The following is a 22,286-nucleotide window of genomic DNA, read 5'->3' as shown; positions in this document are numbered from 1 at the left end:
TTACTATTCGTTTTCCTTCTGAAACCGTGCCCGGATTGAGCTAATGATCTCTTTCGTCATTTTCCCCATTCCTGGCCGCTGACCCTCTGCAAAAGGCACCGGCCGGCACAGTTCCATGGCCAGAAGACCGATTCTTGCCGTATAGAAACCCATACCTGCCCCCGTTGCGGCCTGAGTGCTGATCGTGCTGATCAGTTTGCTGGAGGCCAGATCTACCAGCTGGTCGGTAATCAGCTCGGTACTGCCCGCCAGGGCCATTTGGGTGAGTGCCATCTTTAATAATTTCATTCTTGCAGGCAAAGAGGGACAAAGACCATAAATCTGGCAGATTTCATCCAGCATCTTCAGGCAACGCCAGCCTGACAACAGGATATCCAGCAGCGCCAGTGGACTGATAGCCACCATAATGGCCGTTTGCTGGCTATGCTGGGAAATTCTGGCAACAGCCTGTTCATCCAGATGATTAAAAAGCTGCTTATCAAGATGCTGGAGGGTTTCGGTATCATCGGCATAATCAGGCAGGGTGCTGAGGGCTTTTTCCAGCAACAGTTGATGAGGCTTGTTCCGATAAAGCGCATTTAATTTTGCCAGCCAGGATTTGGATTGTCCGCAGGAGCGGACTTTAACAATGCTCTCGGCGCCTGACTGCAACTGGTTGACACTTTTGAAGTCTTGCTGATAGCCGAAGTATTCCCAGACTGCTTTTCCCAACACCCCCATAAGGCCAGCAACCAGCAAGCCAAATACGGTGGCTAATGACCAGTGTGTCTGACTCAGGAAATGAAAGAATTCAACCGTTTGCCAGGTGGCGAGAATGGCAATCAGGGCAAGCACGCCTTTGGCCGCACGGCTTAGAAAACGCAGTGGTTTCAGTGATAGTGAGGGATCACTAAACAGCGGCAGGTTGTGATCATCGCTCAGGGACTGTGGCGTTTCCAGTTCTACGCTTTGATCCAGGGGAATAAAAAACTCGTCTTTCTCTTGAGTGGGCTTCATTGAAATTTATCTCCCAGCAGATCATTCAGAACACTGTCCAGGCGGATATGAGGTAACCGGCTTCCGTTGTTTAGTTTCAGTCCGGCTGGAGGTAGTAGTTTGCGCAGTTGCCATTGCTTGCAGTTCTGCCAATAGTCATTATCAGGATACTGCTCTGGCAAGGGAGGATGGAGAAGCAGTCCGGGCCCCTCTTCGGTATTGCCTTTCAGGACTCTCTGGCCCTGATGATCGGCATAGCTGGTGGAACGCACCGAGGCGATGGCTTCGCAACGAATATCAACCTCTTTAAACGTGGCCTGTCGTTGAGATTCCCTGACCAGAGACGCCGTCAGGGATCGCACCTGTTCATGCTGGTCAGGCAAAACCTGATCGATTTTGCTGGCCGCGAAGACAATTCGGTCAATCCGGGGCTGAATCAATCGGCGAATAATATTGTTAGTCCCGTATTCAAAGTTTTGCAGAACCTGGGTCAGTGACAGTCTCAGGTTGTCCATGGTTTCCTGACCCTGATTGAGACTTTTCAGCACATCAATCAGAACCAGCTGGCGGTCGATGCGTTGAAAGGTATTTTTGTAGAAAGGCTTTACCCACTGTTTCAGATAATGCTGGTAATTCGTTTCACAGATTCGATAGAGCGCATCCTCAGGAGCCGCCGTTTTTGCTGCTTCGCTCAGCTCCACCAGTTGTGGCAGGGGAATAAATGGAAAATGGCTTTCAGGGCTGTCGGGAGCCAGGTGCAGCAAGCGTCCGGGCTGAATCATCGTTAACCCTTTTTGCTGGCAGCGTTTCAGAAAATCCAGTTGTTGTTGCCAGAGTGAGTTCAGCCGCCATGGGTCAAGAGGTTCCAGAAGGTTCAGCGACGTCAGTTGAGTTAAAAAAGGATCTTCAGGCATGGCGGCGGATAGTTTTCGGCTTTGCTGGCACCAGTCCTGGTAACTCATTTCCAATAGCGGCAGATCCAGCAACCATTCCCCCGGATAGTCGTGTATTTCCAGATAAAGACGACCAATGCCCGGTTTTTTTCCGGGAATCAGATGGCTGCGGGCGCGGTATTTGATCTCCAGCAAACATCCTGATGCCTGTCGTGTAGCCTGGGGCCAGGCTTCCCTGTCCAGTGCATTGGCTCCCTGTTGATAGGGAAACAGCGGCAGATCCTTCAGTGGTGATATTTCGACACCCAGCAGACGATCCTGCAACGCGGGGGGCAATGCGGTCAGGGCAGCATCGGGGTAGTAACGAAGCTGGTGAATAAGGCTGGTGATCAGAGTCGTCTTGCCGCTGCCACTGAAGCCGGTAATACCCAGACAGACTCTTTTATCCAGCAGACGGTCAACACCGGCAGCGACGGCAACTGATGTCGAATTGGCCAGTCTTTTCGCCCTGTCGCCAGTGATTTTTAATGTTCTTTTGAGGTCTTGCTTGCGCACATTGATCAACTATTTGTTTAACTATTCGTTTCTGTTCCTCTGATAGTGATGTCGGGTGGTGTTATTTTCAAGGGGGCTTGTCCTGATAAAAAAGCCCGGAGTCATGCTACTGACTCCAGGCTTTTCAAGAAACACACTGTTTCAGCAACATCAGCGGTTATTCACAAACAAATGCCTCTTTCCAGACCGGAGCAACTCCCGGCTCTTCACCCGGGTTTGCCCAGTATTCTGCTGTCCAGGCAATGCCGTTGTGGCTGACTTGCTCACCCTGCTCGTAGGACAGATTGGTATTCCACGGCTCAGCGACATCGCTGTAGAGTTCCCAGGTATCGGATACACCTGGCTCTTCACTGGCATTAGCATACCAGGCCGCTTTCCAGACCAGATTATTATGGCTCACCATTGAACCACCTTCGTAATCCTGAGCTTGCCATGGCTCGTAGTTGGCTGCTTCAGGGTCGATGGCTTCGCAGGAACCTGTTGAACCACCACTGCCTTTTACGGTGAGCGTTGAGTTTGCTTTGGCTGAGCGCCCGTCATCGCTGCTTACCTCAACCGAGAAGGGAGAACTGCTATCGTTACTTTGAGTGGGAGCGGTTACCGAAATGGAAGGGCTACCCTGGCCGTCGAACACAATGTTGGCCGGCAGGATCCATTCGTAGATCAGGCTTTCACCGCCGTCTGCTTCTGCCGTGATCTCAATCGTTCCACCTGAGTTGACCTGATACTCTTCGTTCAGACTGACAACCAGTTGCTCAGCACTGCTCACCGTTACAGTGACGTCATCTTCATCTGTATACTGACCATCTGTGACTGAGAGAGTAAAGGTATAACCGGCGTTGACCGCAGCAACATTAAAGCTGGGTGTGGCGGTATTGGCATTCTTTAATGCAACAGGATCGCCTGCTTTCTGAGTCCAGGTATACGTCAGTGCATCACCATCAGGATCGGAGGAACCGCGACCATCCAGTATGACTGTGGTTGGTCCTGTCACTCTTTGATCAGAACCGGCATCGGCAGCAACATAGTCAGTGGTGGAGCTGTCATTGCCAAAGGGTGAGAAGATCTCACTGAAAGCATAAGCTTTGGCCTGTTCGGAAGTCAGCCCACTGTGATCCGGCGCGACCTGATCTTCAGTACCCGGTTTATCCCGGGCAATAGACCAGATTCCCACCATGCCCAGACCTTTGTCCTGTGCATGGTTATACACCAGCTCAGCATCGGACAGGTAGAAAACTTCAGCATCAACATCATTGTGACCGATCATGGGAGTAGTGCCTAACATGTCCCAGATCTGCTCATCTGATTTGTCAGTAAAGATGCCCTTGACCTGTTTGAACAGAGCGTTAATGGCATTGACACTGCACCGACCATGAATCTCTGAGCCTTCCTGACCTTCTGACCGACACTCCGGCGAGCCGTAATTCATTGTCATGACGTTAATGCCATCCAGCTCAACACCGTGTTCTTTGGCACTGTTCAGCACATTCAAGCCGTCCACTGTCAGGCCGGTTGGCATAACGGGCAGGGTATACCAGATTTTGACCTGGCGGTCTTCCTGCTGCCATTGATCCTGAACCATTTTCAGCGCCTTACTGCGCCGCTCAATAGAGTCCGGGTCGGCCACTGCTGCACCTTCAATGTCAAAGTCCAGAGCTTTGAGGTTCATATTGTCGACGATGTCATAGTAAACCGTGGCCAGATCATCCAGGTTGGTACAGGCTGTTGCCAATGGCGTATTGGTGGCCCCGCCGATGGATGGCATGACGTCACCACCGGCCTCACGAAGGCTCTTGATATTGTTGTACTGAGCGTACTCGCCAACGGGGTAAACACCGCCCCAGCTTGGCAGACAGGTGGTCGGCGTTTGCGCAACAATAAAGGCGGTAGTGAAATGCTTTATGTTCTGGTTTTTGGCCAGCTCGGCAAAGTCAGGAATATCCCCAAGCGTCAAGTCTACATAGGGAGCAAAAACCTGATCCGGCCATGGCTGACTGGCTTCACCAATCATTGCTTTGGTGTTACCCCAGTCAATAAATAGCTTCCAGGGGTTAGCCTGATCCGGGGTAACAGACGTCACCTGTTGCTGAGCTACGTAAGGTTTATCCTGATACTTGACTAGTTCGTTCGCCTGATAGGTTTTGTCGGTTTCCAGCTCAGGGGCATTAGCCAGTTCTTCTTCCGTGAATACCAACGCTTGACCCAGTGGGTACCAGGGCATGCCATTATTTTTGTCCGGGTTCTGATTGTCAGGATTAGAAGGGTCAGCACCCTGAGTGTAGAAAAGGGCCTCATAAGCCTGACCCTCTTTTTCAACCACATCGCCAGTGTTATAGACGACAGCGGCACTCCAGGCAGGGAGTGGAGCATAGGCTTGCCAGGGATTTTCCTGTCCCGGAATAAATGAGTAAGCCGTTATCGTCGCAGTAGCAACATAGCCTATTTCGTTGTAGGAGATTTCATCACCTTCCTTATAGTCGACGGTTGGATCGAATTCAGGAAGCTCTGTGGCATCTTCTTCCCCGCCGCCACTACTTAAGTCGCAACTGGTAGGATTTCCGTGTTCGGCTAGTTCGTCTTTTGTGGCCGCACGGGTGAACCGCCAAGGGTTGTGATTAGGGTTTTGTGCCGCTTCTGCCGGGCAATGTGTTGACTCAACCCACCATTGATTCTGATAGACAGAGCCATCAAAAATAACGTCATAAGTGTCTGAGCCACTTTGGCCATTCCAGGCTTCTAATGCATAAAGTGGCGTCGAAACAGTGGCGGCCAGAGTGACCATACTGATGATTCTGGCCAGCTTTTTCGGTCGGATTATTTTTTTTTCAGAAGAGATCAAGGCGCTATCCTGTAGGGAGTTTATAAGAGATTTTTTAACTCCTCTGGAAAAACAAGAGAGCCTGAGAATCCAAAAAAGCGCAAGGTCGGCTTCTGCATGGACTAAGGAAATGCAGTTTGATTTTCACAGCTGGCTGCCACTCTCTTACTCTCCCAAGGCTTAAGAAGGAGTCACTTCCTAATCTATAGAATAAGCTTGTGGTCGTGTATTTCGGAGATTACGTATTTCCGAGGTCAGTTTATGAAGTAAGAGTTCTCAAACCAATTTGTTAAGAATTTTCCTGACACCATTTAATACAAACATACAGACAATGGCATAAACCCATACCACGCCGATCAATTCAAAACTGATGGCTGGCATCAATAACCCGAACGCACAAATAAAGACGGCAACGATCTGAGTCAGGACAATGGCCAGAAACAACTTCAGCGACGGCCAGGGTTTCATCCAGAACCAGTTGTTGTGGCGGCAGATAAACAACAGCAAGTGACCCGCCACTACCAGTTGTAGAAACATCACCGTTTGCATAAGGTCAGCACCGAGTTGATAACACTGCGTCATCAATACCATCAAACCAAAGTTACCGATAACACTCACCAACCCAAGCCCCGTGGCTACCGTAAGCACTCTCTTGAGCTGCCATTTCATAGGTTCTGGTGCACTTTCGGTGTTGTCATAGGCAATGGTAATAATGGGAATGTCATCCAGAAGGGCCAGAATAACAATCATGATGGCTGACAGAGGCACCACCCTGAGAACCAGTACTGAGACTGCAACAAACACCATCAGGTTAATGGTCATGGCAATGCGATAGTTTATATAACTGATCATTCGGGCAAATATACGGCGAGCCTCTTCTACGGCGTGAATAATGACCGACAATCCGGGTAGGGTCAGAATCAGGTCGGCAGCAGCCCGGGCCGCATCGGTGGCCCCTGAAACGGCAATCCCGACATCGGCCTGTTTGAGAGCCGGGGCGTCATTAACGCCATCGCCCGTCATGGCGACAAAAAAACCTGACTTTTGCAAACTTTTCACAATGCCGTATTTATGCTCTGGAAAGACTCGGGCAAAACCTTCAGCGTCAACAATGGTGTGCCTGACGTCTTCTGGCAGATGATCCATATCGGTGTGCTCATCAAAGAGATCATCAGCGGCCAGTAATTCCGTGCCCAGTCCCAGCTGGCGTGAGATCTCCTGACCTATGGCCAGATCATCCCCGGTGACCATTTTGACATCCAGGCCGTAGGCTCTGGCCTGGGCAATCACCTCCTTCGAATCTTCCCTGGGTGGGTCGAATAATGTCAGCAAGCCTGCCAGTTGGAAGTTTTCATGGCTATCAGTTCTCGCGACCCCCAGAGTTCGAAGGCCTTTTGCCGCCATTCTCTGAACATGGTCCCGGGCATCTTTTTTAACGCTGTCGCTGTCGGTGCATAAATCAATAATGACCAGAGGGGCTCCCTTGGTGACCCGAAAGTGCTTATTCGCCTCTTGGATGGAAGCTTCGCTTCGTTTGCTGACCGGATCGAAGGGGATAAACTCCAGTTGCTCAAACTGCTGCATTAAATCCGCCGGAACGGAGCGGCAAATCAGGGAATCAATCGCGTCTTTACCATCCAGACTGGAGGCCATGGCGGCATTGAGATTCAGGTCTTCGGCAGATTCAGCCCCATAGAGCACGGGTTCGCCAAAAGTCAGTTTGTTCTGGGTAAGGGTTCCGGTCTTGTCGGAGCAGAGGACATCAACACTGGCCAGTTCCTCTATCGCTTGCAAGTTCGAAACAATGGCTTTCTTTTTCGATAACAACAAGGCACCCAGCGCCATGGTCACCGACAGCACTGCCGGCATCGCTACGGGTATAGAAGCAATAACGAGCACCAGAACCAGCTCGGTGATGCTTAATACAGGGGCTTGCTGATACCACTCTTTGACGATAATAAGAACAGAGAAAAGCAAGGTGCCATAAATCAGGAACTTGCCAATGCCCAGCACTGATTCCTGAAAGTGAGATACGTTGCCTGCCGTTTGCACCAGCTTTGCGGTGTTGCCAAAAAAGGTATTGCTCCCCGTTTGGGTCACCAGTGCCTGCATGCTTCCCTGTTTAACGACAGAGCCTGAGTAAATGGTGTCGTTGACGGCTTTATCCACCGGCAGGGATTCCCCGGTCAGGGCGGCCTGATCAACACTCAGGTATTTCCCTTCACATAGCAGGCAGTCTGCCGGCACAATATCGCCATTTTCGATATGAACGATATCCCCCGGAACCAGCTCCCGGGCGGGCAGGTCCAACCAGTTCCCGTCTCGTTTTACCCGTGCCTGAAGCGCCATGGAAGATTTCAGGGCAGCCAGTGCATCCTGCGCTTTACTGCTCTGGATAAACTCAATCAGGGAGTTCAACACCAGCATAAAAAGAATGATAAAAAAATCCGGCCAGTGCCTTATAACTGCCGACAGTACAGCGGCTATCTCGATAAGCCAGGGAATAGGGCCCCAGTAGGTTTTGAGGAACTGCAATAATTTGCTTTCACGCTTTTCCTCAAGCTCGTTGTACCCGTATTGATGCAGCCTGTCTCTGGCATTGCCGGATGACAGTCCACTCAACGAAGTGTCAAGCTGGTTTAGAGCCTCTTGATAGCTCGCCCCAACAGATTGCTTTTCGGTCATGATTGAAACCGCAAAAAGGAAGAACCGTTGGAGATAGAGCTTAGATCATATATTGCGAAGTGGTTCGACGTCGTCTATTTGCAGGGCAGGTTCTTTATTCTGACGGTCTGGATCAAGACTCCAACGACAGTTTTCAGAAAATTGGCTACTGAGATAATCAGCCTGTTCGGGCAAAATCCTGTTGCTGTTCACCAACGCCAGGTATTCAGCCGCGTTGGGCCGATAGGGCAAAGCCACCAGTGTCATATTCAGTTCTTTCAGCAAACGATCACTTTTGAATTGATTGCATCGCTTGCAGGCGGCCACTACATTCATCCAGTCGTCTAGCCCGCCTCTTGAAGTTGGCAGGATATGGTCACGGGTCAAAAAGCGGCGTGACAGGAACTTGCCACAGTACATACACTGGTGATTATCGCGCTCGAAAAGAGAGGAGTTAGTTAAAGCAGGATTAGTGCGGGCCGGGAAGAGTCGTTTACCACCGCAGGCGATGATGCTGGGTAATTCAATGATGGTCTGGCTGCCAAGCCATCGGTTACGACCGCCTCTGACTCGATAAATAATATCACCAAGACTCCAGCGGATCAGGTCTCTTGAGTAGAGACAGACTGTCTCCTGCCAGGTCAGCCACTCAACCGGTTGTCCGGCAGCATTCAGTCGCAGAATATACATAATTCAGCTCCCGTTTTTTCATCCCTGATACAGCCAGTATCGCAGCACAACTCAATATATAGTGTGTCGGCGAATGATGACTATCTTCTACTAAGGTACCGAAATGATGCCCCCTTGCCAACGATATATTTATGCCAATTTTTGGGGCTTTTTCAGGCTCCTAGTTATAGCTTTTAGGGCATTGGTACGGCCCGCACTGGCTAATGAACATCATGTTAAACGTATCAATGAACTGTTCTACGGTCATTTTAATGATGCCGGTCCTGGCAGGGCTCCTCTCAGAAGTAGACATGGATAATGGAATATTGGAAGGGATTATGCCTTTGGCTATGTTGTCCATCATCAGTGCGGCGGTTTGGTTAAGAAAGTAGTTTAGTTGAGGCTCCATCAGTCCATTGTCCATCATCAGTGCGACGGTTTGGTTAAGAAAGTAGTTTAGTCGAGACTCCGTCAGTCCATAAGCGAGTTTATACTCAGGATTCCAGGGATGACTGTTTATGACTTCAAATATTTCACTGTTGCCTGAGGAAAGAGTCTGAATATGGCGATTGATGGTATAGATATTTACAGTCGCATCAGACTGACCTTGAGGGTCACGAATATAAACAATATCTTTTTCTTTGTCATAGCCAATCAGGCTATAGGCGTGCCTGCTCCTGATTTCAGCGAATGGCCTTAACTTCAGGAAAGTTGAAACTGATGGGGTAGCAGCAACAATCACTACTTTTTCATTATCAACAAAAGCGTTGAGTTGCTCCTTCAGCTGCTCCTGACTTTGAAATTGCGGGTTGATGTAATTGGAATTCGACCCCATCAGTACAGTAAAAGCTTGATTTTCATCTACTTCGTCCAGCTCTGAATATTTGCGATAGTCAAAGCGTGACCAGTCATTTTGTCGATATTTTTTAATGAAACTTTTTGGCAGGTGGTTGTAAGCGGCTTCCAGCATAGCCAGCCAGACACCGCCATCCCGTGTTTTGGCAAATTTGTGGTGCTCAACTTCTCTGAATCGAGTCAGTATATTTGTATCACTGCCGCGAAAAACAATGCTAAATATCTCTTTATCAGCCGTCTTATAAAAGTAATTGAATATCAGCCTTTTTCCGGTTTCAAAGCTGGCTATTGAGGCCAGCGAGGCAATCAGAACACAATCTGGAAAATACCTTTGCACAAGATTATCCGGAGTAATGCTGGTCAGACCATGGGGAAAAAGTCGTCTATAGGCATCGGCATAAGGTTGCCGTTCCGGCTTTGCAAGCCAGGCATCCCAAAAAGTGTTGTCCTGCTCGTGGTGATACTTTGCCACTTGCCCAGACAGTTCGGCCAGCTCAATACTATCTCTGCTTAATGAGACGGTGACAGGGTTTTGCCATGACTCGAAATTAACGAGGTAAAGCCTGATGGTTTGGTAAAGCTCTTTGTTCAGATACGGAGCATGGTAGCCATCAATGAGTTCATCGTAGGAGAGCAGGCCATCAAAGTTTTTATCAAGTGCAGTAACCAGCTCTGGGAAGTGGCGGTATGCCGTCGCGTAGCCGGGTGAGAATTCCCTGCTAAAAGCCTGGGCAGGAAAAAAGATCAGAATGGTCACTAATAGAATGCGTAATCGACCCATAACGTGTTATCCCTCTAAAAGCACATTGTTGGCGTTACGCAACTCCCTCTGGTGAGATCAGAGGTGGCGATACAGCCTGTTTAATTATTAGAGGCAGGAAAGCTTTAAAGAGTTCATATATAGGTTAGTGAAATGGACACACCTGTTAGTACACGGTTTCAATGTGATTGTTATTAGGGCATTGGTACGGCCCGCACTGGCTAATGAACATGTTGTTAAACGTATCAGCAAACTGTTCTAAGGTCATTTCAATGATGCCGGTTCTGGCAGGGCTTCTCTCAGAAATATGCAAGGGTACTGAAATATCAGAGATTGTGCTTTTGTCTATGATGTCCACTGCCTGTGGTGCGGTTTGGTTAAGGAAGTGGTTTAGTTCAGGCTCCGTCAGTCCATAAGCAAGTTTATAGTGAGGGTCCCAGGGGTGGCTCTTTATGACTTCAAATATTTCGCTGTTTCCTGAGGAAATAGGCTGAATATGTTGATTAATGGTATAGAGGTTTGTAAGCGTAGCAGAATAGCCATTAGGGTCACGAATATAAACAATATCTTTTTCTTTGTCGTAGCCGATCAGGCTATAGGCGTGATAGCTTACGATTCTAGCGAATGGCCTTAACTTCAGTAAATTTGAAACTGCTGGGTCAACACCCAAAAACGCTATTTTTTCATTATCAACAAAAGAGTTGAGTTGCTCCTTCAACTGCTCCTGACTTTGAAGTTGCGGGTTGATGTAATCGGTATACGACCCCATAAGTACATCAATAGCTTGAACATGATCTACCCCGTCCAGCTTTGAATATTTGCGATAGTCAAACCGTGTCCAGTCATCTTGTTGATATTTTTTAATGAAACTTTTCGGCAGGTTGTTGTAAGCGGCTTCGAGCATTGCCAGCCAGATACCGCCATCACGTGTTATGGCAAATTTGTAGTGCTCAACTTCTCTGAATCGAACCGGTATGCTTGTATTACTGCCGCGAAAAGCGATGCTAAATACCTCTTCATCAGCCGTCTTATAAAAGTAATTGAATATCAGCCTTTTTCCGGTTTCAGAGCTGGCTATTGAGGTCAGCAAGGCAATCAGAACACAATCTGGAAAATACCTTTGCAAAAGATTATCCGGAGTAATACTGGTCAGACCATGGGGAAAAAGCCGTCTATAGGCGTCGGCAAACGGTTGCCGTTCCGGCTTTGCAAGCCAGGCATCCCAAAAAGTGTTGTCCTGCTCGTGGTGATACTTTGCCGCTTGCCCCGACAGTTCGGCCAGCTCAATACTATCTCTGCTTAATGAGACGGTGACAGGGTTTTGCCATGACTCAAAATTAACGAGGTAAAGCCTGATGGTTTGGTAAAGCTCTTTGTTCAGATACGGAGCATGGTAGCCATCAATGAGTTCATCGTAGGAGAGCAGTCCATCCAAGTTTTTATCAAGTGCAGTAACCAGCTCTGGGAAGTGGCGGTATGCCGTCGGGTAGCCGGGTGAGAATTCCCCGCTAAAAGCCTGGGCAGGAAAAAAGATCAGAATGGTCACTAATAGAATGCGTAATAGATCCATAATATGTGATCCCTCTAAAAGCACATTGTTGGCGTTACGCAACTCCCTCTGGTGAGATTATAGGTTGCGATACAGTCCGTTTAATTATTAGATGCAGGAAGATTCAAAGAGTTCATATATAGGTTAGTAAAATGGACACACCTGTTAGTACATGGGTTCATCCTGAGCTTGTCGAAGGATAACCTGGATCAGCATAAAAAGCCCGCTAAGTGCATGAACATTTGCTTTTAGGCAACCATAAACATTCTTGCAGCCTGCGGGCAACAAAACATACAACTTCATTCGGCCATGTACTTATGTTGAATTTGACGTGATTCTTGATATTGTTTAATAGCATCGAGAAACTTGGTTCCATTATTAACAGTTCCTTTGTATGCAGTTGTTGTAAAGATACCTGAAGCCAATATAGTCCCTGTTCGTGTCTCAATGGTGTATTTCACAGGGTAGTGTATATCTTTTACTTCAAGAATTCGTTTAGCTCCTGTTAGCGATGGCAGGAGCATTCCTTCATGCGCTTCGCTGGCTTTCAGCATAAAGGCTTCCTCAGCAATATTCTCATTACTAGCAACACTATTCTGTGTAAGAACAATAAGGTAATGCTCTGGTGTCACCTCAAGATAGTCAATACTATTGTCTTCGATGGGCTTAAATTTTATGTTCCTGAATTTGTAATCGCCACTACTTTTCTGATTTCCAATGACTTCTGTAAATACCATGTGAGTACCTACTTCAAGGTCATCTGGAAGCGTTTGTACAAAATCACCAACTTCAACTTCTTCAACTGATACCTCCTTCAAAGATTCCGCAGGGCATAACCCAGTATCCTTTACGTAATCCTCTTTGCGACAAATAACAAATCTGGTGTTACTTGAAAAAGAGGGTAGAGTGCAAGCTACTTCACACGCAAATATGCAAGCTGGAATAGTTACGGGTATCATGTAGCAAGCTTTAACACAACGTCTCATGCATTCAGGGAAACTTGAATCTGCATAAATTTTGTTAGAAAGAATCAATAGCGCTATTGATAACAGTCTTTTAATTGAAGGCTTTAAAAAAGCTATTTGTCTTGCCGCGAACATCAGGGAATTCTCCTCATACAACTTCATTCGGCCATGTGCTTATCTTGAATTTGATATGATTCTTGATATTGTTTAATAGCATCAAGGAACTTGGTTCCACTATTAATAGTTCCTTCGTATCCTGTTGTTGTAAAGATACCTGAAGCCAATATAGTTCCTGTGCGTGTCTTAATTGTGTATTTCACAGGGTAGTGTATATCTTTTACTTCAATAATTCGTTTAGTGCCTGTTAGCGATGGCAGGAGCATTCCTTCATGCACTTCGCTGGCTTTCAGCATAAAGGCTCCTTCAGTAACATTCTCATTGCTAGCAACACTATTCTGTTTAAGCACAATAAGATGATGCTCTGGTGTCACCTCAAGATAGTCAGCACTATTATCTTTGATGCGCTCAAATTTTATGTTCCTGAATGTGTAATCGCCATTACTTTTCTTATTTCCAATGACTTCTGTAAATATCATGTGAGTACCTACTTTAAGGTCATCTGGAAGCGTTTGTACAAAATCACCAACTTCAACTTCTTCAGCTGATACCTGCTTCAACGCTTCCGCAGGGCATAACCCAGTATCATTTACGTAATTCTCTTTGCGACAAATAACAAACTCGGTGTTACTTGAAAAAGATGAAGCAAGGCAACCTAGTTCACACCCCAGTATGCAAGCTGGAATAATATCTGATATAAGGCAATCTTCTATACAATTGTTCACGCATTTCTGGTATGGAGTTGCAAAAATATTGTTAGAAAGAATCAATAGTGCTATTGATAGCAGTTTTTTAATTGAAGGCTTTAAAAAAGCTATCTGTCTTGTCAAGAACATCAGGAAAGTCTCCTCATAGTACTAAAACTAAGGAATAAGCTCACTGAGTGCACGAACATTTGCTTTTAGGCGAGCATCAACAGTAAGAGCAGAAATCCCCGCTGACCAGCGCCAAGAGAACAGGGCGTTCTCACACTGATCTTCACTGCCGTAATTAACCATAAATTGCATAACGCCAATGCCTTTTTGGAACTGAATGGTATTTTTACACATCAGTTTTACCTTCAAGCATATGACTACCGACGCTTATTATAGCAGCTGATTCATTAGGCAAGATCAGTGGTAATCAGGAAAACATATGCATGATGTGAACAATCTCCGCTCAGGGTGAACGGAGCCCGTCAATTTTATAGAAATGGTGTACTAACCCATCTCCTGAGGATCCACATCCAGTGTCCAGCGAAGATCTCTGGGTAATTTCGTGGCGTCCAGATGCACGACAGCAATAGCCAGTAAACGGTGCAGGGCAGCACGTTGGCTACTCTGCAAAAACAGTTGATAACGATAGCGCCCCTGTCTTTTTTCCATAGGCGCCGGGATGGGGCCCAGAACTCTGACAGAGCCTTGCTGGTGGTGGTTTAATAAAACATGCCGGAGATTTTTTAACAGGTTTTCACCGGCTGCCGCCATAGACGACTCTGTTCTGAACAGCGCCAGATAACCTTCAGGTGGCAGTTTGAGGTGTTTGCGTTCATTCATCAAACAGTCAGCAAACTGGCTGTATGGCTGAGTGACCAGCATCTGCAAAGCCGGGTGTTGAGGGTTGTGGGTTTGTATGATGACATGGCCCGGTTTTTTTTCTCTGCCTGCTCTGCCAGCGACCTGAAGGATCAGCTGCCCGGTTTTTTCCAGCCCTCTGAAATCAGCACTGAACAGTCCGGAATCGGCGTTGATGATCGCCACCAGAGTGACATCGGGAAAATGATGGCCTTTGGCCAACATTTGAGTGCCCAGAAGTATGCAGGGGTTGCCGGTGTGAACCGTATCCAGAATTTCTGCAAGTGCATTTTTACGGCGCGTTGAATCTCTGTCCACTCTGATTAACGGGATATCCGGAAACATCTGCTCCAGAGTTTGCTCACAGCGTTCGGTGCCCTGACCGGCAGGCTGAAGATTTTTGCTGTGGCATTTTGGACACGACCAGGGAATAGCGGTTTGATAATCACAGTGGTGGCAATGCATATGAGGCGGCAGGCGATGCAGTGTCAGGTGAGCATCGCAGTGGGGGCAGTCGGTCACTTCACCGCAATCATGGCAGACCAGAGAGGGAGCGTAGCCTCTGCGGTTCAGAAAGACCATCACCTGTTCACCCTTGTTGAGGGTGGATTGCATTCTTGTTATCAGGCTCTGGGCAAACCCTTCATGGAGTACCTGCTGTCGTATATCCAGTAGCTCCAGAGTCGGTGGTCGGGAATGCCCGGCCCGGCTACTGATCTCAAGATGGCTGTAACGACCCTTTCTGGCATTAACGAGGGTTTCCAGAGAGGGGGTGGCGGAACCGAGGACAACCGGGCAGTCTGCTATTTTGGCCCGGTATATGGCCAGGTCCCGGGCATTGTATCTGAGGGTATCCTGCTGTTTGTAAGAGTTGTCGTGCTCTTCGTCAACAATAATTAATCCCAGTTCGGGTAATGGCGTAAAAATACCGGAGCGGGTGGCAATCAGTATCCCGGCAGTGGCTCGACTGGCAGCAAGCCAGCCCTGTAAGCGTTCGCCGTCGCTTAATCCGGAGTGAAGGCAGGCCACCGGGACGGTAAACCGATTGCGAAATCGTCTGACGGTTTGCGGTGTCAGACCGATTTCCGGCACCAGCACAAGCGCCTGTTTACCGGCTTTAAGTGTGGCTTCTATGGCCTGAAGGTAGACTTCTGTTTTACCACTTCCGGTAACACCATCCAGTAAAACCGGGTGAAAAGACGGACATGCCAGAATGCCTTTCAGGGCGGAAGTCTGTTCAGGATTCAGTGTCAGAGGCGCTTGTCTGACTGGGTTTGCATACTCAGTGAACAGTCGGTCAGTCCGTTCAATCTCACGAACCACCACCCGTTGCTTTTTTTGTAATTGGGTGAGGATGGTTTTACTAAAACCCACTTCCCGAAGTTCAGTTTCTGACAGGCCTTCAGGATATTTTTCCAGCCATTGCAGGGCCTTGAGCTGTTTGTGGGCTCTTTTCAGAGACTGGCTGGTGGCTTCATCAAGCGGAGCAGCAAGGCTCCAGAGTGCTATTTTTTCCCGGCTGGCAGGTTTTCCCTGTCGGAGTGCTTTGGGCAATGCCTGAAGCAGGGTTTCTCCAAGGCTGTAGTGATAGTAACCGGACGCCCAGCGGCACAGTTGCATAATGTCTTCAGGAATCAGAGGGGCCTGGTCCGGAACGGCGGAGACTTTTCTGAGTTTTTCCCTGGGGTAATCGGATTCCGGTTTAATGGCTTCGATAATGCCAACCAGTTTTCTGGGGCCAAAGGGAACCTGAACTCTCATACCCGGTTGCAGGTGTGTCTCATTATCAGGAGGAAGGTAGTCGAACATCTGCCTCAACGGGGTGGGTATGGCGATGCTGAGATAATTATCGTCACATGAGGTCATGAAGGTTGCTTTTTAATGGCTGTCAGAAGGCTTCCGGAAGAAGTCCTGACCAGTGTAACCTGATATGTGGTTTGGTTAAAATGAATGCGCGGTGAAATACTGGTATTTGCTTGACGCAGATACTTTGGTATGATTCCGCCTCAATTTTCCAGGGTCACTGAAGAGCGGTTCCTGGGCGGCACTTTCCAGTGACTGCCCTGGTGTGCTGTTCGGTGACCGTTTCGCGTGCGGTGCCCTGGCCGAGTTGCTATTAGCCAGAGACCGGGTGGCGGCACGCATTGTTTTGAGGTAGATCCCATGAAGCCGAAAATCCATCCAAATTACAAAGAAATCGAAGTTACCTGCTCCTGCGGTAACAAGATCAAGACTCGCTCTACTCTGTGCAAAGACTTGCACATTGAAGTTTGCTCCAAGTGCCACCCATTCTACACCGGCACCCAGAAAGTGATGGACACCGGCGGTCGTATCGAGCGTTTCACCAAACGTTTCGGCAAGGTTGGTGCTCGCAAGTAAGCGTCTCCTGCTGCCAGCAGCCATGAGTTAAAAATACCGCTATGCTTGTTCGGAGTGATTCGAAAGGTAGCGCGATGTTTTTTTCAGATTTTACTGGCTGCGAGAAAAAGGCGATTCACAGTTTTGTGGGCGCCTTTTTTTATGTCTGGTTATTTTTGTGGGTATCCCCTGTATCCGCCATTGAGACCTGCACTCTGAAAGGTGCTTCAGAAATGGTGGTGTGGGACGCCATCGCTGACGGCGATTCGCTGCGCTTGAAGGATGGCCGTAAAATCCGTTTTCCCTCTATTAATACGCCTGAAGTAGCCCATGACAATAAACCGGCAGAGCCTTACGGAGATCAAGCCTCCCTGGCTCTCAAAAAACTGCTGTCAGGAACAAAGAAAATCAGGATTCAGGTGGTGGGAAAGGATCACCATGGTCGGGTACTGGCTCATCCCTTTCTCATGGACGGTCGATCCATTGAATCACTACTGATTGAACAAGGTCTGGCTTACCAACTGTTTTCTGAAGAGCCTGATATTTACCGGGCATGCCTGAAGCAGCAGGAAGCAAAAGCCAGAAAGGGGAAAACAGGTGTTTGGTCAGACAATCCGGTTCTGGATATCAGGGCCAACAGGCTGAAGCCCGGCTTTAACCTGCTCAGGGGTAAGATCGTTCAGGTTGCCAGTCCCAAAAAGAGTGATTTTCTGTGGGTGGAAATGGATGGCCCTGTGGTTATTCGTATACCCAAATCCGCTGTACAGGGAGAATGGCTGAAAAAGCTGGCAGGTCAGCATGTTGAGCTCAGGGGCTGGCTGGTGGACCGCAAGGATAAAAGTAAGGGAGGGCGACGCTATAAACGCTGGATGATAGGTGTTTACAGTCGTGATGGTATTTTTGTTGAGCTTCCGTAGTACGTCACTTCAATGAGTTTGATGTGAACAATCTACGTTCATCCTGAGCGCCCTTCGACTCCGCTCAGGGTGGGGGTCATTGATAATCTGGAGCATGGGAGTGGTATGAATCGAGAGGTTCACGTACCGTTCTGAGAGGGGCTGGCGGGGAAGTTCCGCCGGTCTACTCACCAGGGGGAGCGGATATCAGAGCTTAGCTCCTAGTGATGGCTGCCACAAAATGTTTTGCTTGCGCTATAGCTGTTTCGTTACAGTGCATTAATTCAGGTTACCGGTCTGTAGATATACTTTTCTGGCCGACCGGCTCCTTGTTCGATAAACAGTGATCCGATATTCTGCACGTTTCCTCTCATGTTTTCATTAGGATGAAAGTACAAGGATATGAAGCAAGCTGCTCTGGATTACCATGCCCTGCCTAAACCCGGAAAGATCTCGATTGAACTGACCAAGCCAGCGGAGACCGCCAAAGATCTGTCTCTGGCCTATAGCCCGGGCGTTGCCGAGCCCGTGCGTGAAATCGCCGCTGACCCTGAAAATGCCTACAAATACACCATGAAAGGTAATCTGGTTGCAGTGATCAGTAACGGTACTGCCATTCTTGGTCTGGGTAATCTTGGCGCGCTTGCCAGTAAGCCTGTGATGGAAGGCAAGGCGCTGCTGTTCAAACGTTTCGCTGGAGTCGACTCCATTGATCTGGAAGTGGACTGCGAAAGCCCTCAGGATTTCATTAACACCGTGAAGCGGGTGGCCTGTAGCTTTGGTGGTATTAACCTTGAGGACATCAAGGCACCGGAGTGTTTTGAAATCGAACGTCGCCTGATAGAAGAGTGTGATATTCCTGTCTTCCACGATGATCAGCACGGTACTGCCATTGTCACAGCAGCAGGTATGTTGAACGCCCTTGAGATTGCTGGCAAGAAGATCGAAGAAGCCCGTCTGGTTTGTCTCGGTGCCGGTTCTGCGGCCATCTCCTGCGTCAAGTTGCTGATCAGCTGTGGTATGGATCCAGCCAATATTTTTATGCTGGACAGTAAAGGAGTTATTCACACAGAACGTGATGACCTCAACCAGTACAAGGCTCTGTTCGCAGTTGAGACCGATTGCCGTACCCTGGATGACGCCATTGATGGCGCTGATGCGTTCTTGGGGCTGTCTGGCCCAAATCTGCTGACTCCGCAACAGCTGGCAAAAATGGCCAGTAATCCTATTGTCTTTGCCTGTGCCAATCCCGACCCGGAAATTCGTCCGGAGCTGGCCAGGGAAGTACGCTCTGACGTCATCATGGCAACCGGTCGGTCTGACTATCCAAACCAGGTGAATAACGTACTTGGTTTTCCCTTCATCTTCCGTGGCGCCCTGGATGTTCGTGCCAGCCGTATTAATGAAGAGATGAAAGTGGCTGCGGTTCATGCTATTCGTGAACTGGCGAAGGAAGAGGTGGTTCAGGAGGTAATTGATGCTTATGAAGGTGCTGAGCTGAGCTTTGGTTCGCAATACATCATACCCAAGCCCACTGATCCTCGTTTGTTGGGCTCTGTCTCTGCCGCAGTGGCAAAAGCGGCTGTGGATTCTGGCGTCGCTCGCCAGCCTTATCCTGCCCATTATCCTCTGAAGTCTCTGGACGATATTTAAACCTGCGATTCAGTGGTTAGAAAAAAACCGGCTCTGATTTCAGAGCCGGTTTTTTTTGGGGTGAAGTCATTCAAGATGCGCTCGGATTTTAGAACAAATCCTCTGGTTTCAGTGAGTCACTTTCTTCCAACGAGGGAGGGGTTCCTTCACTGACACTTTTGGGTGTGTTTTCTTTCCTGAACAGTTCGAAAATAGCCTCAGGGTCACCCTGCGTTGCCAGTTGCCCTGTCTTTGGATCAATTCGAGCCGTTTCAATGCCTGTGGGTTGGGGCAGATGTCTTTCTGGCAGGTCTGCCAGAGCGGTTTTCATATAACTGAGCCAGATGGGCAGAGCCGCGTTAGCGCCAAACTCCCAGCGTCCCAGGGTAGTGTTGTCATCCATGCCAATCCAGACACTGGTCAGAACATCAGGATTAAACCCGATAAACCAGGCGTCCTTGCTGTCATTGGTGGTGCCTGTTTTACCACCAATATCATGACGTTCAAGGGCTCTTGCTCTTTTACCCGTGCCTTTCTGGATAACATCGCGCATCATATCATTGAGGATGTAGTTGACCCGGCTGTCCATAACGGGCTCAGCTTTATTGAGGATGTCAGCAGAAACCAGGGCTTTGTCTTCTGCCAGAGGTACCGACGAGGTTTCAGAGACTTGTTCTGAGACGAACCCTTCTTCAGGAGCCTTTTCTTTCCGGCAGTCCCGGCAGACCGTTGCCGGGTTGGCCTCGTATACGATGTCATCCATAACATCGACTCTCTGAATCAGGTAGGGCATGACCTTGTAACCGCCGTTGGCAATCGTCGCATAACCTGTGGTCAATTCCAGCGGTGTCATGGAAACATTGCCCAGGGCCAGAGAGAGATTTCGGGCCAGAGTGTCTTCAGGCAGTCCCAGCTTCGTCAGGAAGTCCACGGTCGGGTTGATACCAATCTCCCTGAGCACACGAATTGAGACCAGGTTTCTTGAACGATAGAGACCTTCCCTGAGTCGCGTTGGGCCGTTGAACTTCATATTGTCATTATTCGGGCGCCAGATCCCTTCGAGTCCTTCATCTGCAAACACGATGGGCGCATCATTGATGATGGTCGCGGCGCTCATGCCATCATTCAGGGCGGCCAGGTAGATAAAAGGTTTGAAAGCTGAACCCGCCTGGCGGATGGACTGGGTGGCACGGTTGTACATGCTGTCGTAGAAGTTGAAGCCACCAACCAGCGCGAGAATGGCGCCATTTTCCGGATTCATGGAAACCAGGGAAGATTGCGCCAGAGGTTCCTGACTCAGACGGAAGCGGCCATCAGGCATTTTTCTTACCCAGATCAGGTCACCGGGCTTGAGAATGTCAGATGCCTGCTCCGGGTTGTAGCCAAAGGCATTCACATTGATATAGGGTTTTGCCCACTTGAGATTGTCCCAGTCAATGTGACTGATCTGGTCCTCTTTCATCAGGATCGTCACCGATTGCTCTTCTACGGCGGTGACGACAGCAGGTTCGAGGGTGCCGGTAGAATCGGTTTCCTCCAGGGTCTTTGTCCAGAGAGTCGTTGTCTCTTCTTCTTTTTCGTCCTCGCCCAGGTTGGTAACGGGGCCCCGGTATCCATGTCTTTCGGTATATTCGAAAAGACCTTGGGCTATGGCATCGTTAGCGGCCGTTTGTAAGACGCTGTCAACCGTGGTGTAAACCTTGAAGCCTTCGGTGTAGGTTTCTGGCCCAAATCTCTCGATCATTTCCTGACGAACCATCTCGGCAATGTAGGGAGCCTGCATTTCGATCTGGGGGCCATGGTAACTGGCGGTTATCGGGGCATGGACGGCCTCTTTATAATCAGCCTGGTTGATGTAACCCAGGTCGTACATTCTGCCAAGAATCCAGTCTCTGCGAATCAGTGCCCGTTTAGGGTCATTGATTGGGTTATAACGGGAAGGGGCTTTGGGTAAACCGGCGATCATAGCCCATTGAGCCAGGTTAAGTTCGTTGATGGATTTACCGTAGTAAACCTGTGCGGCAGCCTCTACTCCGTAGGCACGGTTACCCAGATAAATTTTATTGAGATAGAGCTCAAAAATTTCGTCTTTGGTCAGTTCCTGTTCGATCTGTAAAGCCAACAGAATCTCGTTGAACTTTCTGGAGAAGACCCGTTCGTGACTCAGGAAGAAGTTCTTTGCCACCTGCATGGTGATGGTACTGCCTCCTGACTGGATTCTACCGGTGGAAGCCAGTTGTAAGGCAGCTCGCATCAGACCCATGATATCGACACCGGGGTGGTGGTAGAAGCGGTCATCTTCGGCGGCCATGAAGGCTTTAATCAGCAGCCCGGGGGCATTGTCAAAGTGGATGGGCGTTCGGCGCTTTTCCCCAAACTCTGCGATCAGTTTTTCGTCCTTTGAGAAGACGCGCAGCGGTGTCTGCAAGTGAGTGTCACGCAGTGTCTCAACTGAAGGCAGTGAAGGGCTCAGGTAGAGGTAGGCGCTGGCTGCTATAAGAGTGATGCCACTGGCGGCTGCCAGCCCGCTCCAGAGCAGAAATTTTAAAAACTTTACCGATCGATACATTCTTGGTTGATACTCAGTTTTGGCTTGAGGAGTCTGACTGGGAATAGACAGACTCCCAGCCGCTCATTATAAAGGGAAATGTATAATTTCCCTAGAAACCAGATTGTTAGTAAATGTAATGTTCGGCTTTACATAGCTCCACCCTGGTACACGGTTTCAATGCGATATCCGTACGCCCCCTCGTGCATCCTGAGCAACCAACCCCGTTCATCCTGAAAGGAGTCGAAGAACGTAAACTTCATACCCCGCTCAAAACACCGGATGCGCGATAAATTTCTGTCATCAGTGACAGAAATTTATCGGGGCGGTCACGGCGAAGTGGATAAACCGACAGGTTCTCTAAGTAAATTGAGCTCGAACGGTTGCTTCATTGCGCAATCGAATGGACTGATATTAAATGAAAAAAAGGGAGTTTTTCATAACTTTTCATAACAAAGCCGCCATAAGCGACAGGTGCC

The 22,286-nt window shown here is 48.7% G+C and carries 15 protein-coding genes; 3 read left to right on the top strand and 12 right to left on the bottom strand.

Annotated elements, in window-relative coordinates:
• Nucleotides 1-3: 3 nt before the first annotated feature.
• From K7B67_RS14360 to K7B67_RS14310, 11 genes are all read right to left on the bottom strand, one after another.
• Complete coding sequence (locus K7B67_RS14360) at nt 4-996, bottom strand: TIGR01620 family protein (RefSeq protein WP_252176578.1); 993 nt, start codon at nt 994-996, stop codon at nt 4-6.
• A complete protein-coding gene (locus K7B67_RS14355) occupies nt 993-2,423 on the bottom strand; it encodes a YcjX family protein (protein WP_252176577.1) in 1,431 nt (476 codons plus the stop codon). Before K7B67_RS14355 ends, K7B67_RS14360 begins: the two co-directional genes overlap by 4 nt.
• Nucleotides 2,424-2,580: 157 nt before the next feature.
• On the bottom strand, nt 2,581-5,262 hold the full coding sequence (locus tag K7B67_RS14350) for a glycosyl hydrolase family 18 protein (protein ID WP_252176576.1): 2,682 nt from the start codon (nt 5,260-5,262) through the stop codon (nt 2,581-2,583).
• Between the two features lie 255 nt (nt 5,263-5,517).
• Nucleotides 5,518-7,926 carry a plasma-membrane proton-efflux P-type ATPase gene (locus K7B67_RS14345; RefSeq protein ID WP_252176575.1) on the bottom strand — a complete coding sequence of 803 codons (2,409 nt, stop codon included), beginning with the start codon at nt 7,924-7,926 and terminating at the stop codon, nt 5,518-5,520.
• A gap of 45 nt (nt 7,927-7,971) precedes the next feature.
• Complete coding sequence (locus K7B67_RS14340) at nt 7,972-8,595, bottom strand: HNH endonuclease (RefSeq protein WP_252176574.1); 624 nt, start codon at nt 8,593-8,595, stop codon at nt 7,972-7,974.
• Nucleotides 8,596-8,755: 160 nt separating this feature from the next.
• Nucleotides 8,756-10,210 carry a hypothetical protein gene (locus K7B67_RS14335; protein ID WP_252176573.1) on the bottom strand — a complete coding sequence of 485 codons (1,455 nt, stop codon included), beginning with the start codon at nt 10,208-10,210 and terminating at the stop codon, nt 8,756-8,758.
• Between the two features lie 145 nt (nt 10,211-10,355).
• On the bottom strand, nt 10,356-11,801 hold the full coding sequence (locus tag K7B67_RS14330; protein ID WP_252176572.1) for a hypothetical protein: 1,446 nt from the start codon (nt 11,799-11,801) through the stop codon (nt 10,356-10,358).
• Nucleotides 11,802-12,037: 236 nt separating this feature from the next.
• Nucleotides 12,038-12,838 carry a hypothetical protein gene (locus K7B67_RS14325; protein ID WP_252176571.1) on the bottom strand — a complete coding sequence of 267 codons (801 nt, stop codon included), beginning with the start codon at nt 12,836-12,838 and terminating at the stop codon, nt 12,038-12,040.
• Nucleotides 12,839-12,861: 23 nt separating this feature from the next.
• Nucleotides 12,862-13,656 carry a hypothetical protein gene (locus tag K7B67_RS14320; RefSeq protein ID WP_252176570.1) on the bottom strand — a complete coding sequence of 265 codons (795 nt, stop codon included), beginning with the start codon at nt 13,654-13,656 and terminating at the stop codon, nt 12,862-12,864.
• Between the two features lie 27 nt (nt 13,657-13,683).
• A complete protein-coding gene (locus K7B67_RS14315; RefSeq protein ID WP_252176569.1) occupies nt 13,684-13,884 on the bottom strand; it encodes a hypothetical protein in 201 nt (66 codons plus the stop codon).
• Nucleotides 13,885-14,019: 135 nt separating this feature from the next.
• Nucleotides 14,020-16,239 (bottom strand): primosomal protein N', encoded by a 2,220-nt coding sequence (locus tag K7B67_RS14310; RefSeq protein WP_252176568.1) that lies wholly within the window; start codon nt 16,237-16,239, stop codon nt 14,020-14,022.
• A 297-nt stretch (nt 16,240-16,536) separates the two neighbouring features.
• Between K7B67_RS14310 and rpmE the strand changes: the two genes are divergently transcribed.
• From rpmE to K7B67_RS14295, 3 genes are all read left to right on the top strand, one after another.
• Nucleotides 16,537-16,752 (top strand): 50S ribosomal protein L31, encoded by a 216-nt coding sequence (gene rpmE / locus K7B67_RS14305; protein ID WP_252176567.1) that lies wholly within the window; start codon nt 16,537-16,539, stop codon nt 16,750-16,752.
• A 74-nt stretch (nt 16,753-16,826) separates the two neighbouring features.
• On the top strand, nt 16,827-17,648 hold the full coding sequence (locus tag K7B67_RS14300; protein ID WP_252176566.1) for a thermonuclease family protein: 822 nt from the start codon (nt 16,827-16,829) through the stop codon (nt 17,646-17,648).
• A 381-nt stretch (nt 17,649-18,029) separates the two neighbouring features.
• The gene (locus K7B67_RS14295) at nt 18,030-19,280 is read left to right on the top strand and encodes a malic enzyme-like NAD(P)-binding protein (RefSeq protein WP_252176565.1); all 1,251 of its coding nucleotides are present in this window, start codon (nt 18,030-18,032) and stop codon (nt 19,278-19,280) included.
• A gap of 88 nt (nt 19,281-19,368) precedes the next feature.
• On the opposite strand, the gene K7B67_RS14290 is transcribed toward K7B67_RS14295, so the two are convergent.
• Entirely contained in the window at nt 19,369-21,828 is a 2,460-nt protein-coding gene (locus tag K7B67_RS14290; protein ID WP_252176564.1) for a penicillin-binding protein 1A, read from the bottom strand.
• Between the last annotated feature and the right edge of the window lie 458 nt (nt 21,829-22,286).

Source organism: Endozoicomonas sp. 4G (assembly GCF_023822025.1).
In the GTDB taxonomy this organism is placed as follows: domain Bacteria; phylum Pseudomonadota; class Gammaproteobacteria; order Pseudomonadales; family Endozoicomonadaceae; genus Endozoicomonas_A.
Note: the sequence above shows the minus strand (reverse complement) of the source record. Positions and strands in the feature narration are given on the sequence as shown.

What these genes read in the sequence shown, in the direction of transcription:
- K7B67_RS14360 (WP_252176578.1), bottom strand. Translation starts at nt 996, where the DNA reads ATGAAGCCCACTCAAGAGAAAGACGAGTTTTTTATTCCCCTGGATCAA.
- K7B67_RS14345 (WP_252176575.1), bottom strand. Translation starts at nt 7,926, where the DNA reads ATGACCGAAAAGCAATCTGTTGGGGCGAGCTATCAAGAGGCTCTAAAC.
- K7B67_RS14340 (WP_252176574.1), bottom strand. Translation starts at nt 8,595, where the DNA reads ATGTATATTCTGCGACTGAATGCTGCCGGACAACCGGTTGAGTGGCTG.
- K7B67_RS14335 (WP_252176573.1), bottom strand. Translation starts at nt 10,210, where the DNA reads ATGGGTCGATTACGCATTCTATTAGTGACCATTCTGATCTTTTTTCCT.
- K7B67_RS14325 (WP_252176571.1), bottom strand. Translation starts at nt 12,838, where the DNA reads ATGTTCGCGGCAAGACAAATAGCTTTTTTAAAGCCTTCAATTAAAAGA.
- K7B67_RS14320 (WP_252176570.1), bottom strand. Translation starts at nt 13,656, where the DNA reads ATGTTCTTGACAAGACAGATAGCTTTTTTAAAGCCTTCAATTAAAAAA.
- K7B67_RS14310 (WP_252176568.1), bottom strand. Translation starts at nt 16,239, where the DNA reads ATGACCTCATGTGACGATAATTATCTCAGCATCGCCATACCCACCCCG.
- rpmE (WP_252176567.1), top strand. Translation starts at nt 16,537, where the DNA reads ATGAAGCCGAAAATCCATCCAAATTACAAAGAAATCGAAGTTACCTGC.
- K7B67_RS14300 (WP_252176566.1), top strand. Translation starts at nt 16,827, where the DNA reads ATGTTTTTTTCAGATTTTACTGGCTGCGAGAAAAAGGCGATTCACAGT.
- K7B67_RS14295 (WP_252176565.1), top strand. Translation starts at nt 18,030, where the DNA reads ATGAAGCAAGCTGCTCTGGATTACCATGCCCTGCCTAAACCCGGAAAG.
- K7B67_RS14290 (WP_252176564.1), bottom strand. Translation starts at nt 21,828, where the DNA reads ATGTATCGATCGGTAAAGTTTTTAAAATTTCTGCTCTGGAGCGGGCTG.